Annotated in this window: 10 protein-coding genes and 1 pseudogene; 3 read left to right on the forward strand and 8 right to left on the reverse strand. The window is 40.7% G+C overall.

Features of this window, described 5'->3' with window-relative positions; all coding sequences use genetic code 11:
• The first annotated feature begins 86 nt into the window (after positions 1–86).
• Positions 87–368, forward strand: coding sequence for a ribbon-helix-helix domain-containing protein (locus tag CHJ_RS03105; RefSeq protein WP_171755291.1), 282 nt, complete (start codon positions 87–89; stop codon positions 366–368).
• A 475-nt stretch (positions 369–843) separates the two neighbouring features.
• Positions 844–2,298, forward strand: coding sequence for a hypothetical protein (locus CHJ_RS03110; protein ID WP_317916838.1), 1,455 nt, complete (start codon positions 844–846; stop codon positions 2,296–2,298).
• Positions 2,299–2,557: 259 nt separating this feature from the next.
• On the opposite strand, the gene CHJ_RS03115 is transcribed toward CHJ_RS03110, so the two are convergent.
• The 6 genes and pseudogenes from CHJ_RS03115 to CHJ_RS03140 all read right to left on the reverse strand — a co-directional run bounded on the left by CHJ_RS03115 (position 2,558) and on the right by CHJ_RS03140 (position 10,068).
• Entirely contained in the window at positions 2,558–3,310 is a 753-nt protein-coding gene (locus CHJ_RS03115; RefSeq protein ID WP_171753062.1) for a helix-turn-helix transcriptional regulator, read from the reverse strand.
• Positions 3,311–3,605: 295 nt separating this feature from the next.
• Complete coding sequence (locus tag CHJ_RS03120) at positions 3,606–5,477, reverse strand: methyl-accepting chemotaxis protein (RefSeq protein WP_171753063.1); 1,872 nt, start codon at positions 5,475–5,477, stop codon at positions 3,606–3,608.
• A gap of 448 nt (positions 5,478–5,925) precedes the next feature.
• Positions 5,926–6,081 (reverse strand): hypothetical protein, encoded by a 156-nt coding sequence (locus CHJ_RS03125; RefSeq protein WP_317916839.1) that lies wholly within the window; start codon positions 6,079–6,081, stop codon positions 5,926–5,928.
• Positions 6,082–6,564: 483 nt separating this feature from the next.
• Entirely contained in the window at positions 6,565–7,866 is a 1,302-nt protein-coding gene (locus CHJ_RS03130; RefSeq protein WP_317916840.1) for a type II toxin-antitoxin system HipA family toxin, read from the reverse strand.
• Positions 7,866–8,114, reverse strand: a complete 249-nt coding sequence (gene hipB, locus CHJ_RS03135) for a type II toxin-antitoxin system antitoxin HipB (protein WP_317916841.1) — start codon at positions 8,112–8,114, stop codon at positions 7,866–7,868. Before hipB ends, CHJ_RS03130 begins: the two co-directional genes overlap by 1 nt.
• A gap of 562 nt (positions 8,115–8,676) precedes the next feature.
• Positions 8,677–10,068 (reverse strand): annotated as a pseudogene (locus CHJ_RS03140) (IS4 family transposase).
• 440 nt (positions 10,069–10,508) lie between these two features.
• Between CHJ_RS03140 and CHJ_RS03145 the strand changes: the two are divergent.
• Positions 10,509–12,038 carry a hypothetical protein gene (locus CHJ_RS03145; protein ID WP_317916842.1) on the forward strand — a complete coding sequence of 510 codons (1,530 nt, stop codon included), beginning with the start codon at positions 10,509–10,511 and terminating at the stop codon, positions 12,036–12,038.
• Positions 12,039–12,450: 412 nt separating this feature from the next.
• Here the strand turns inward: CHJ_RS03145 and CHJ_RS03150 are convergent, their stop codons facing one another.
• Together CHJ_RS03150 and CHJ_RS03155 are read right to left on the reverse strand one after the other, a co-directional pair.
• Complete coding sequence (locus tag CHJ_RS03150; protein WP_317916843.1) at positions 12,451–13,332, reverse strand: nucleotidyl transferase AbiEii/AbiGii toxin family protein; 882 nt, start codon at positions 13,330–13,332, stop codon at positions 12,451–12,453.
• Positions 13,274–14,323 (reverse strand): type IV toxin-antitoxin system AbiEi family antitoxin, encoded by a 1,050-nt coding sequence (locus CHJ_RS03155; protein ID WP_317916844.1) that lies wholly within the window; start codon positions 14,321–14,323, stop codon positions 13,274–13,276. Before CHJ_RS03155 ends, CHJ_RS03150 begins: the two co-directional genes overlap by 59 nt.
• Positions 14,324–14,465: the final 142 nt, after the last annotated feature.

The raw sequence follows: 14,465 nt of genomic DNA on the forward strand, positions 1-14,465 counted from the left end.
TTATTTTTATTGTTTTTTAAATCATTCAATTTGAGAAAGCTGTTCGGTATATTCCATGTCTCAAGCTACTGAGAAGGATGATTATTATGTGTTTATTTTTATTTGGAGGTAATCCTTCCATCTACTGTAAAACAACTCGATCTGTTCGAATTTGTGGCCAAGTTACCAGCATTCGTCTGGAGAACATATTTTGGGACATATTAAACCAGTTATCTCATTCTCAAGGAAAAACAATTGGTTTATTTATATCTAAGCTGTATATAGAAGCGCTAGACAATAATTTAGATATGAGAAACTTCACCTCTCTATTGCGCTGTGCCTGTATCACCTACCTAGAAACGCATGTGGCTAGTAAAGGTGAAGAATGATGAATCTGCCTTTCTTTTGTTGGCAATAGTGAACTTTATTCAGTTTTCGTTCCGCTTATTAGAGAACTTAATAGACTGGGAGAGGGGAGTATGCCGACTCTTAAACCGAAACTTCGATTGAATTGTGTGAGTAATTATTTACTTATTGTTGTTATTTGTCTGGTGAGAAGCATCAAATCAGTCAGTTGTTTTGAACGACATAGCATGCAGTCTGCTCTTAATGGCTTGTTTAGCGATGGGATCATGATGTTCCAAATGCTCAACGAATTGTAAACATGAGATGCTTATTGCTGTGTGTCCTATCTGCTCGAACTTATTGTATCCCTCTAACAGCCTAATAAATCCAATCAGACATCACTGCTTTTTACTACTGAATTTGTCATTTTCACCCATACGGGTGATGAAAAAATAGTGCCTCAAACATAACTTTACCTTAAGAAAATAACGTTAAAAGCAGTAACAAGTCGAGGTAGTTATGAATATCCCATTAAACAAAATTATAGTGGCATGGTTAAGCTGCACTAGTTTATTCGGGTGTGGCGGAGATAGTGCAGACAGTGCAACGGATCAAAAGGTGACAGGAAAACTTATCGATGGCTATATTACAGGAGCCAAGATATTTATGGATCTCAACTTCAACTCTCAACATGATGCTGGAGAGCCTTCAACGACAACAGGGGCAAATGGATCATTTGAGTTTACCAAAGAGACGATTAGTGCTCAGCCATGCTGGAAGCATGTACCGTATGTCGCGGTAGTTCCTGTTGGCGCGATTGATAGCGACACCCCAAATACACCAGTGACCGAACCTTACAAAATGACCTTTCCTCCGCTCTCTTTTAAGAATTCAACATCTGAGGTATATGTCACTCCAATCACAACAGAAGTTTGGAATGGTGCAAACAGTAATTTACATCTAGATGGCTTAGAAATGGGGTGTTCAGAGCTGGTATCAGATGAATCGAAGGTAGAGGAACTCAAACAGCTAGTGGCCAAAGAAGAAGATAAGGTGATGGAAAAATACGCCGTCAGTTCGTTGAACTTATACTCTGACTACGTGGCATCGGGCAACAATGCGTTACATACGAAAGCGAAAGAGACTGTGAGTAAACTTAAAGTTGCTTTTGAAAATGAAACCACGTTAAAAGCAGGAAATCCAGACGCAACTTATGTACGGGTAAGTTACTTTGAAGATGATGGAGATACTATTCGTTATCAGCACATTACCACGGAAGATGGCTATATAAGAAAGTATGATCATGTGAATAGTGATGATTTAACAAACGTGATTACCACGGAAACCCATGAGATCATGCGCTATATTTACAATCACGATAAAACCATCAAACTAGAGTCTAGCTATTTGCTGGATGACAGAACGACCGATACCAATACATACACATGCGTGTATTTAGAGAATTATAAGCAAGTTGGCAGTGGGGTTATCTACAATATCGAGAATCACGCTTCTTCAGCAGCTATTGCCGATATGGATGAGTGTAAGACAGTGACATTAGCATCCAATCCATCAAGGCAAGTGCTTGGTGTACGTATTCGCAATGGAAATATTTTAACCAATAAAACTCGATTAATGTATCCGAATGGTGGGTTTCACCCTCAGTACTCTGGACATTTCACTTTGGGAAATAACCCAGATAACATCTCGCATACGGTACTAAACTCCCTCTCATTTATTGATGTCGATTTTTATAGTGAAGAAGGTCACGGTGCTTCAGCATGGGCAAGAGCACGATATGATTATACCCAAGCAACAAACTATCTTGTAAAAGATGTGCATGATGAGAATGGTCAGTGGGCCCGAGGGATTGAGTATTTTGATGGGCGTATTGATCGAATATGTGGCGATACAGAGGCGAGTTTAGATACAAACCCTCCGGTTAGTAATGATAATGATACTTGTAACCCATAACATGTATACTCAAGGAGCTTGTTCTGCGAGAATTTATTGGCTTCTGATCAAGGCACTGATTTGAAGGCATAGTCATTCTACGGCAAGAATCAGTAACACAGAGCAGGAGCCAATAAAACTCGCCCTTTGGGAGCACATCAACACGCCCATTTCTGCGTCAGATAATCTTGAAAGGGAATGCCATTCCTTCAATTATCTTTCTTGAACTGAACCTGTTGATGTCGCTCTGAATCCAGCATCTTGAGGTCACTTGAGTATATTACCAATTAAGAACAGGATTATTATTGTAGTAATCACAAATTAGTTGGTTTTGATGGCGCGCACCAAACTTACGCAATATTTGCTTAATTTGGGTTCGCGTCGTCTCTTTAGACACCTTCCTGAGTTCGGCAATTTCACTGCCATTAAACCCTTTAAGTAGCAAAACATACACTTGATATTCGGCATCACTTAAATGATCTAGTTTGGTGTTCGTTATGGTGTTTCTTTGATAGTTAACCCATGATTTTTCTAGAGATTGTTGAGTTAACCAGTTATTGGACCATTTGTGGAGCAGTAGCCAAATCTCATTCAGTTTTAACTCTTGCGAATAAGAAAGAGCTTCTGGGCTATGGCAACTCAAAACCATTATAAAGCCACCTTCTAATTGGTGAAGGCCACTATAAGTGTGAGAAAAACCAATAGTAGGTATTAAAATATCATTGAATATCGAATTTTTAATGTGATGTACCGGAAGCAAACTCTGCAAATAGACAATTCGGCTAGTGCATTTGTGTTTTAAGTAGGTTTGTAGATAGACATCATGCTCTTGAAGCGCTTGATAAATGCTGATTTGATGCTCACTAAAGCCAACTACTTTTTGCTTCACTGAGACTCGTTCACTATTAATAATGGAAAACAAAACATTTTCTACTCCTAGCTGTGCAAGCTCATTCTCAAGAATGTGATTCAGGAAGATAGAAGGGTCAGACAAGTTTTCACCTTCTTTGCTAGGAAACAATACTTTTCTCATCGTTAATGCTCGATTCCTTATTATTTGCGAACGCCTAAGTCTAGTCCTGCATTAATGAAAGTAATATCAGATAATTTCGCACGATTTGTTCGAGAAAATCATAGTTAACAGTATGCGTAGGAGAAAGTCAGTAAGGTTGTAGATGGTAAATAAATCACTTTGTACAGCCTATTGAGCATTTCGATCATGATGATCTAAATGCTCAACGAACGGTAACCGACAGACAGAGTGAATGCAGAGCTTATAAAAAAGCCCTCTCAGTTTAATAACGGAGAGGGCTTTGAATGGAGTTTACTTACACTTTAAAACTATTTAGCAGCTTGTCTTGCGCGTTCACGTTTGCTATTTGAGTAACCATAGCGGCGTTTGCGTTAGAAGCTGCATTGGCAACCTGCTCTGACAGATTTTTGATGTTCAGAGTATTGGTATTTACCTCTTCAGCAACAAGGCTCTGTTCTTCCGCAGCTGATGCGATGTGGGTGTTCATATCGCTAATGGTGACGATCAATTGCTGGATATCGTCTAGTGCAGAGTTGGCACCTGATGCCTGTTCAACGGCCATTTGTGCAGCCTGCTGACTTTCACCCATCGCCTGAGAAACAGAACGGGCACCAGACTGAAGTTGATCGATCATCGTTTTAATTTCAGTGGTCGACTGCTGGGTTTTTTGTGCCAGTGTTCTGACTTCGTCAGCAACCACGGCAAACCCGCGACCTGATTCACCGGCACGAGCGGCTTCAATGGCGGCATTCAGTGCCAGTAGGTTGGTTTGATCGGCAATATCGTTGATCACTTTCAAAATGGACTCGATATTGTCTGATGCTATTGCCAGCGATTTGACTTCGTCTACTGCATGTTCAATTTTTAGCGACAAGCTTTCAATGGTCTGAGATGTATTACTGACCAGTTCGCTGCCGTTATTAGTGGCATCTTCTGCATCTCTCACTGAGGTTGCGGCAGACTGAGCATTGTTCGCGACTTCTGAAGAGGTGAGGGACATCTGGTGCATGGCTGTTGCCAATTGTTCCAGTTCGCTAAGCTGAGTGCTCATGGCCATGGAGGAGTTCTTAGCACCTTCTGCGGTCATTTCTGTACCTTGCTTGATACTGACACTCAACTCTTTGGACTGTTTTAGTTGATCTTGTAGCTTGGCAACAAAGGTATTAAAACCAGAGGCCAGAACAGAGAACTCTTCATCCGTATTCGGGTTTAGACGCTGAGTTAGGTCACCGTCACCGGTGGCGATATCTTCAATCGCGCTATTTACATCGTTTAGCGGACGCATGAAACGACGAATAAGATACGTCAGGGCAAGAATACTCAGTACCAGCGCAATGATTGAATAAATAATAGAACTGTTACGTAGATCGTCGATAGCAGAATACGCCAGCTCTTCATCAACAACGGCACCCACATACCAATCTAACTCAGGGATTCTGCTAAAGGTGATCTGAAGTTCGTCTCCGTCCAGTTCGATGCGCTGAACACCTTCTTTGATAGCAACGCCAGGAAGAAACGCCTCTAAGTTTTTGCCGTTATAATCATTTTTCGGGTGGGCAATAGTCCCTCCTGAACGGGTAACAATAAAAATGTAACCGGATTCAAAAGAGTTGAACTGGTTTACCGCATCAGACAGGTTAGTAAGAGAAACATCAAAGAACATGCTGCCGATAAATTTGCCGTTGCTCTGTACCGGACTGCCGATGGAAACGTTGATTTCACCGGTTGAATTGTTCAAGTACGGTTCTGTCAGTACGACCTGCTGCTTCTGTTTAGCAAGCTGATACCATGGGCGTACTCTCGGGTTAAAGCTTTCATCCGCTTCCCAGCTGTCCACATTCTCCAGCATTTTTCCGTTGGCTTCGTAGCCCATACCTGCTGCGAGGAATGACTTTTTCACTTGTGGCTGTTCGACCACTTGCTGTACATGGGGGTAGTTTTCAGCAGAAAGCTGAGCAAATTCGGTGATGCTCTTCGCCAGCGCTTTTTGTGCTGACAATTCTGAGGTGGTGTAGTTTTCTACGCTGGTCAGCATTTCACTGATATCGGTTTTCACCTGAGCTGCGATATGAGCTTTCACTGTATAGAGTTGTTCTACCGTTAAAAATACAACGGTTAAAACCAGCATCAGTGATGATGCTGCAACGATCTTATAATTAAACTTCATGCTTTTGATTCCAAATAAACAAAGCAATATGCAACATGTTGCTATTTGTGGTATTGAGTAAGCATTTTAATACGTAAATCAATGTATTTATGCTGTTTATATCACTGAATTATATAAATAATTCTATTTTCAACTCGTTTGGTTAACATTTACACGTATAACTGTGTTTTGTTGCATAGATGTTTTTATTTGCTCTCTATCCTGTACTAGTCGGCTGAAATGAGCTGATAACGAAACTGCTAAAATGATACAAACGAAAGACGGGAGTGAACGGCACCTTTCAGTTCGCCATTTCATTGGGTTCTATTTTTTGCGAAAAAGTAGATAAGTAGTAGAACGATGATGCGGGTAGGGTGGGGCTACTCTCTAAGATGTTGCTCTACGAACTGTCAATTTAAGAGAGTAAAAACTGCCAGCCAAGATAACTCGCTGGCAATTCATATTATGGTTATGCCATATCTTGCTGTTTATGGTGATTTAACAACGTTAATAGAAATAGGCGGATTTCATTCTCTTCTGCACTATTCAGCTTGCTGTTTGTGCTGGCGTTTAAAATAAAATCTTCAACTTGCAGGTAAAATTCGGATTCACTATCGTGGTTCATGGGAACCTCCTGGAGTAATTTTATAAAATCACCACACAAAGGTCCTAATCATTGGGTGGTGAACTGAACAGGGTTAGGACTACCGCACTCCAAGTAACGGCCAACCCGAAGGTTGCCCCGCTCAGCCCACCATAGTTCAGTTTATTGTCGATTGTCTCAACAATTTCACATAGTTTAGATGTGCAAAAGCGTCATACAAATAGAGCAGAAAAACAGCTGGTATTTATACGCTTGAAGTTAACTTACGCAGGGTCCTAATCCTGACACTGGATTTTGCCAGTGCAGGGTAAGCATATGTTCTCTTGGGGGAAAGTGTCAACGACTGGTTGGAAGGCAGAGAAGAAATAATGGTTTTTAAATGCAATGCTAAGCAATAGGGGGATTACGTTTTGTGTTTCCACTACTTTGAGAGAAAATCTTCAACCTTAAAAAGGAACAGAACCCGCTTATGTTATTTCCCCCGAAAATTCTAGTTTTATATAGCTAAATCTTCTTAACTATTTTCTGAGTATTCTCAAAAATTGAGTCTACGATATGCTCAGGAAAGCCCTCAGGCAATGTAGCTCTTACTTGTAACATTGCCTTAGGTAAGGCATCTTTCATTTCATCAATTATCTCTTGCATCGTCTCTTGACTAAAGTTTACATCTTTAGCTGTATCCAAAAAGTGACGAGGCAGGATTTTACTGATTTCATACTTCTTGCCTTTCGTTGCTGTCAATCCCATCGCCAGTTTTAGCTTTCTGATATTGAGCCCTTTTCTTCCCAGTAGTGGGTAGGCTGATAAAATATCGTAGAATGGAGCGAGTCTGTAGCTCCCTCCTTTATCAATATAGATCGAAAAATTCTTAGCGTGTCCATCTGTCGCGCCAATGAGCCATTGAAATACTTGGAATCTCATGAAGTTATATCGATCTTCTAGAGCATTACTTGATCCCATTAACAGTTCCATGATCTGAGCTATGCAGGGGCCACCTTGAGATTCATATTTAATGGAGGATGGCATACCAAATACTTGGCAAATATCTTCCTGAGGCAAGCGTAGTAATCCAGCTCTGTCTTTTGTCCAGCGCCTATCAAAGCGCTCCACAGCTAAAGCTTTAATGCTGTCTGTTTTGATTATATTGACGTTGGGAACGGCGAATCCTATAGCTCTAGCTAGCTCAATACAAAGGTACTCGTTTTCTACGCTATCTTTGAGATCGAGTGTCGCGTTAGCTTGTTGTATTTCGCCTATTGGCAGTTTGATGATGTGAGTGGTGGGGGTGTTTCCTTTCGGTATACACCATTGCTCATCAACGAATAGGAGAGCCGTTTTCTCGTGAGCACCTGCCACGGAGATTCTAAAGTCTTCCTCTTCTTCGAGCATCCCTAGCGGGATATCAGACTTATATGCAGAAAGAACAGTTTCTAGTTTTTTGTCATTCAGGACTTCGTAGTTAAGTGGTTCTTTTTTATAAAGGCGTTCTGGAGGAAGTAAAGCAATCGCACCAACACTGTCTTTTCCTATTTCTTTCAGGAGATCAAATGGTTGTTTGGATGACGCCTTGTACCTTGCAACGATTCTATCCCTGACTTGAGGGCTGTCCGGCAAGAGATTGTCAAAATAGTTTATAACCGCATCAGAAGTGATAGCTGGTAACTGAAGTTTCAAAGACAATGATATTGGGCGGGTCACCGAATTAGCTAACCAATTTTTATCATATTGAAAAGTGTGAGCACCATTATTATGCTTCTCTAGAGTGCCAACAAGTTCACCATTCATGTATGCGATTAGCTTCTGCATTACCAACTCTCATCATCATTTTCATTTAACGAAACAATCTGTGATTTTTCTTGGATACTCAATGTTAGGTCCATTGCCTGAGCAAGCTTAAAGAAGGTAGAAAGTGTTGTTTTGTTAGGGGTGTTCTCGAAGTTCGAGATCGTCGCTTGCTTGATACCGACTTTTTTTGCTAGTTCTGATTGTGTCCAGCCATTCTTCTGACGTATCAGTAGCATCATATCTGCTAATTGTTTTGGACTATATATCATTTTTTCCGGCTCTCTATAGAGTTAAGGTACACCTTCAAGATACTTAATTATCCTTTAGTGAGGATAATTGAAAGTGTATCCCCACAAGAGGATAAAGTCTATATTATCCCCACTAAAGGATGAGTGATTGGTTATCCTTTAGTGGGGATATTTGGTGACCTAAAAGGGCATAAGGAACTGAGATTCAGCGGTATCTATTGAATCATGGACTTCTGTATCTGCCATCTCATTCGTATTATTACTATGTGAAGGACTCTCAGGGGGTGAGGTTGGTGTGTGGACTGAGTGTTTATTGAGGTTGCTGTCTTTGTTTATTTGCTTGGTAAAAAGAAATTTCAACTGATACTGGAACTGTTTTTGTTGTAACTGATTGAAAAATAAAGTTTTGTCGTATGCTTCTTATGAGGTTTCTCGACTGGTGCTGTATTTGAAGCTTTTAAGAAAGTAGTAAGGTTCCGAAGAGGTTAATGTAGCTGATAATTGACGGAGTGCTTCCTGCTAACTCCTTATGGATTTCAACTTATCACAAAAACAAAAAGGCCACCCGAAGGCTGTTTCTTGATCACAAGTCTGCGTGGTCAAGAGACATTGCTAATTCGTAGCCCTCAAGGATGGTTTGTAACTTAAACCATCCTTCCCATAACACTTGTACTGACGCTCGCCCCGTTCGCTTGGTATCTTTCCAACCTCCCAGTTTTGCAAGGGCTTTGTACGCCCATAGCGTATCAGGTGCCCGTTGAGGTAAGCTATTACTTTCTAGTTTCAGCCAGAGCAGCTTCCAAGCTCTATTGCTTAACAAGTGTTCACAACTTGGTACTTCTAATTGGTTTTCGTACTCTTTAATAAATCGAAGTTGTAATAAGTGCGTTGCTATAAACGCCAATATCACGCTCATTCGTTCTAGATTTTTTCGACTTTGCATTCTTAGCTCTTCTACTGCGGTACCACTGCTTTTCCACACTTTATGGTAATCTTCTATAAGCCACCGCCGCTCATAGTAACTGATGATTTGCAACGCCTTTTCGAAGCTGGTTACTGGCTCTGATGTCAACAAGTGCCAAGCGAGTTTATTTTTACCATCTCTTTTCTCTATGACGCTTACATAATACACAGGAATATCGGGCTGAGAAGATTTGTTGGCTGGAGCTTTGAGTGTTACTGGGGCATACCTGATTTCTAATTCTACATCCCGAGCTTTGCGCCCCCCTTTTTGAGGAATATGGAGAGACTTGGTACCAGCCAAAGGTAATGTGGTTGAGTAATGGTAGAGCTTGTTATCATGCTCTTGAATACAGCGGCTTTGCATTGAACGGACGACAAAACGCTGCTGATTGGTGATTTTATAGGTGAGATATTCGAATATATCAGCCTCACGGTCACAGACTGAAATGACTTAGTTAATGCTTTCGGCTAGTCGGATCTCCATATTCGTTGAAGCAAGCTCCCATTTATAGCTCTCTTTTTCTTTGTAAGGGCGAGAGGCATGTTGATAGCGCTGCCCGCGTTTAGTGATATCTCGAGTCCAGCGTTGTTGTTCAATAAGTCCGACAATTTGCTGGCTCTTTGGGGCAAACAGTAAAATAGAGTGAGCTTGAATGGCACGATTTCTATTACCTTGATTAGTGTGACCTAACTCATCCCGAACACTTTTATGTTGATAAGTAAGGGAAGTCGTATCTTCAAGTGCTAGTAGGATTTCATGCTTACTTGCTTCCTGTGCGGTAGCCATAAAACCAGCACTAGCGATATCACAAGGTGGGATATTGTCATTACGGATAAAGCGGTAAGCACCCTCCATTTCAGCAGGGGAAAGAGGCAATTTAGACACAGCGACTCCTGGATTTTTAGCGATTGAGGTAGCGAGAGAAACCAGTCTTTGTATGCGTCGTGGGTCATTAAGGTTAGCTTTCCCGAACTGTATTTGTGCCCACTGTGATGGATTGGTCATACTCATAATAATTGTCTCGAATGTGATATATAAATGATCAGATCACAACATACAAAACAAGTTCAAAAAAAATCCCTGAGCGATGCTCAGGGATTTGTGTATGAGAGACAGACCCGAAGGTGGCTTTTCCAAACGTTTGGTGGAGCTGGCGGGAGTTATCACCAAAATCATACTATTCAATTACTTAGTTGTAATTGTAAGTCTTTGAAAAGGTATTTTAGTACCGTGTCTTAGGTATTATCTTACAGTTACTGAATTGCTTTTAAAAGAACCCACTAGATAAAATCTCGGACGTGAGTTCAACTCCCAGTTAGGCGTTGGACTAGGATATTGACAATACTTTCTTATTGTTTATCACGCTCAAGTATACTCAAAAGCTATACTTACTATGCAATACGTTACACTGTATAATGCCTATACATTCAATGTCATAACCAAGATTTTATATGTCTACTTCGAATTCAAAGAAATCAACTTCGACAACACTTCTGCAAGAACAAGAAACAAGCGATAACTCAGAAAAAATTGGCAAAAGTAAGGTTGAATCTAATTTCAGCTCTTCAATCGAGAAAGGTGGTCTTTTTATGGGGGCTGCAAATAACTCTGAAGAGTACATTCGAAAGGTTAAATACCACGGTACTAGGGGGCATGGTTTCGCTGCCGAAGATGCTAATCATTTAGATGATGTTTTATTAGGGCGCGATGCTCAAATTATTGGGGATGACAACGCAAAAAATGGCGCAGATCGACTTGTAAATGGTCAAGAAATTCAGACCAAGTATTGCAAGACTGGCTCAAAATGTATTTCAGAATGTTTTCAAGATGGGAAGTTTCGGTATTTAGATCGTAATGGTGAACCGATGCAAGTTGAAGTCCCAAGTGATTTACATGCTGATGCAGTAAAAGCAATGCGTGAACGCATAAAACGAGGACAAGTAGACGGAGTAAACGATCCCGATTTAGCTGAAGAGATAGTCAGAAAAGGCCACTATACGTACGAGCAAGCAAAAAACATCGCTAAAGCAGGTAATGTCGACTCACTTATTTACGATGCTAAAAATGGAGTTATTCATGCAACCTCAGCTATGGGAGTTTCGGCTGTAATTACTTTTGCTGTTTCAATTTGGAATGGAGAAGAGTGGGATGTAGCAGTCAAGAATGCGACACTATCTGGCTTGCAAACTTTCGGGGTTACGTGGGTTTCAAGTCTTCTTACCGCCCAGCTAAGTCGTACAGGAGTTGAACAGAGCTTAAGATCAACAACGGATTGGGTCGTCAACCAGCTAGGTTCAAAAGCAACTGCATGGTTAGCTAATGGTATGAGATCAGGCTCAAATATATACGGGGCTGCGGCAGCTAATCATCTTAGCAAACTCTTGCGTGGTAATATTGTGACAGGCGTTGTTACTACTGTAGTTCTATCTTCCGTCGACGCTTATCGCTTCTTCAAAAACGAAGTCTCTGGTGCTCAGTTATTCAAAAATGTTGCCGTCACAGCCACTAGCGTAGCTGGAGGGACAGCTGGCTGGATGGGGGGCGCAGCTGTCGGTGCATCGTTGGGTACCGCTGTACCTATTGTCGGGACTGCGGCTGGAGGTATCATTGGAGGTTTAATTGGAGCGTTAGGTGGTGGAATGGCTTCGCAAAAAGCGGCACAAGTGGTTCTAGATGAATTTATTCGTGAAGATGCTGAAGAAATGCTTGAGATAGTCAATGAGGTATTCGGTGACATGGCTTCCGAATACCTACTCAACAAGACAGAAGCCGAAAATATCGTCGCTGAAATTAAGAAAATTGATATGGCGAAAAAGATGAGAGAAATGTATGCATCCGACAATAAGCAACTATATGCGCTTTCTTTATTAAAGCCTTTGATGGAATCAGAAGTTAAATGCCGACCTCAAGTATCAATTCCGACAGATATGGAGCTAATGAACGCAACTAAAGGCGTTATTGACGAGCTGGTCGCAAACTAATCAATGTCACCATGCCCAATACTAGTTCAACTCCCTATATGGGAGTTGAATTGAGTTTAGTATTATTATTGAGGACATACATCTTAAAAAAGACTCCAAATAAACCGTTCTCATCAGCTCGGGAAAAAGGAGTTTAAATTAATACTGGATCTGGTTTCATTGAAAATGATTGGAAAAATAAAGATTTGCTACGTGTTTTTATGAGATTTCTCGATTAGAGCTGTGTTTGACGTTTCTAAGAAAGTAGTAAGGTGCGGCAGAGGCTAATTTAGTTGGTAACCGAACATTCGTTGTCGGTGGAGGTTTGATAGGTTACACATAATGCTCTCTTTCGTTCCAATACAGAGTGTTTATAGAGGTGGCAGTCCTTGTTTATTCTTAAGAACAAAAGAATCTATATGTATTTTCAGGTTCACTTAAATGGCTTTGCCAATAGTTTCAGTAAATCAGATGACTTTTCGTTTGAAAATTTAGAGCCAGTTTTCATTTCTCTGCCGAGTACATCCATCAGAGCTTCATCGTCAAATAGCTTCTGATTGAGAAAGTCTTTGGCTTGAGCAGAGGATATGGCAGCGATATCAGTACCAAGCTTACAAGCACTTGCTTTTAGATCATCGTAATCTTGTGCATCCATATAACCTTCATCGAAAAGGGCATCGTAGATCGATGGAATTTTACTATATGTGCAGATTAGATATAGTAAGTCCGTTGCATCCTTTCTGCGTTTATCACTTTCCCTATCAAGCCAGGCAATCAATTTCAGTAGTGCTATGCCTACAGGGGAGCAAACAGGTAGAACCAGCTCAGGATCTTCTTGTGCACGTACTTTCCATACATGGTCTAATGCTTCTTGAAATCCTAATACATTCATTACGAAGTCTCCTTTCGGAGGCCAAGCTATATTATTATCGTCCGCAATTTCTCCGAATGGAACAATGTCTAGTTCCCACGGTAAACCGTCACTACAATTCCTATAAAAGCGATGACTTACCTGCTCATCTTGGATGAAGCCTACGGTAATTAAATTAGTAGCTAGACTATGGAATTGCTCCCAAGATTCAACACAGATACCGAAGTCTACATCTCTAGTACCGCGTTCGATTTTTGCGTCAAATCCATGAACGAGCACTAGGTCGCGAGCCATTGCTCCAACGATCATATAAGGGATAGCTAGTTTTTTTGCCTCAGTATCAACATCAAAATACAGTTCAATAAGGCCCCTAGGGAACTTCTCATTAATGGTGATGTAGGTATTGGTCATATAACTTCTCTGCGACTTCAAGATTTCGAACATCGTTCGATGCCAGTAATTCGGCATAAACAACCAAAGGGTTTACTAAATGCCCTATCGGACCTTTTAAAGCTTCATGTTCAACACTAGGTTCTATTAGTTCTATCTGAACAGGAGAATATTCATCATCACGAACTTTCTTCAAACGTCCGTAGCGTAAAAGCTTCTGTTGGTTCTCCAGTGAGATGTACACTCGTGCTTTGTTGGAACTAAGAAAATGCGTATATTGGTTGGCCGCAACTTCACCACCCAGTAGAGCGTTGCACTGGTTCAGTAAGCTTTCATCATACCAGTCTATATTATCGGTAGTGTACTTGGTTTCTGGTAGGTTCTTAAGTAATAAGAGTCCATACTCTTTAGCCCACTCCTTGATAAGAGCATGTTTTTTCAGAATGATTTTTTGGTTTTTATCAATATATCTCCGATTATCTAAATCACTTAGAACATCCCCTATAATCCCAAGCGACACCTTGGCTTTTTTGGCTAACTCTCTGTAAGGAAGGTCGATGGCCGTAGGCTCGTTTAATAGGATGTAGATGAGTTGTAGGCCTTTTTTCCCGAATGCCTTTCCTAATACCTTATGTTCTTTCTGTACCTTCGATGCGCATTTCTTGTTGCCTTTGACAAAAATAAAGTTCCTATTCTGGTCAATGTACGCATTTCCACTACGATCAATAAACTGTATTTGAGCTTCTTTTAATCGCTGAGCCAAGGCAGGATTTATGTAGTCTGTGAGAAAAACGTACTGGTGAGGGAAGGGAGATTGATTTTTATAATCTGCTATTTGCACGACGGTTAAAGGTGACTTTTTAGTCACGCAATGAACAAATAGAGGTGTTTTCGAATGTTTGTAATCAATAATGCCAATAGTGCCGTGAGTAGGAGTGAAATCTACCTTTAGTTGGTGAACAGGCATTTTATACTCTTCTTTCAATAACAAAAACGCTCTATCAAACAGCGCCTTGTCTGGCGTCAGAGTTACATGTTCATTCATACGTTTATCCTGCCTCATATGTATCAGTTATTCATTAAGATAGCACCGTGTTCATTTTTTTTCTATGTACATTTTAATTGAACAGTTGGTTTTATTGAACTGAATGTTCGTTTTTAAAGAATTATTGAATTATTGAATTATT

Origin of the sequence: Vibrio sp. MACH09 (assembly GCF_033238805.1) — a bacterium.
Lineage (GTDB): Bacteria > Pseudomonadota > Gammaproteobacteria > Enterobacterales > Vibrionaceae > Vibrio.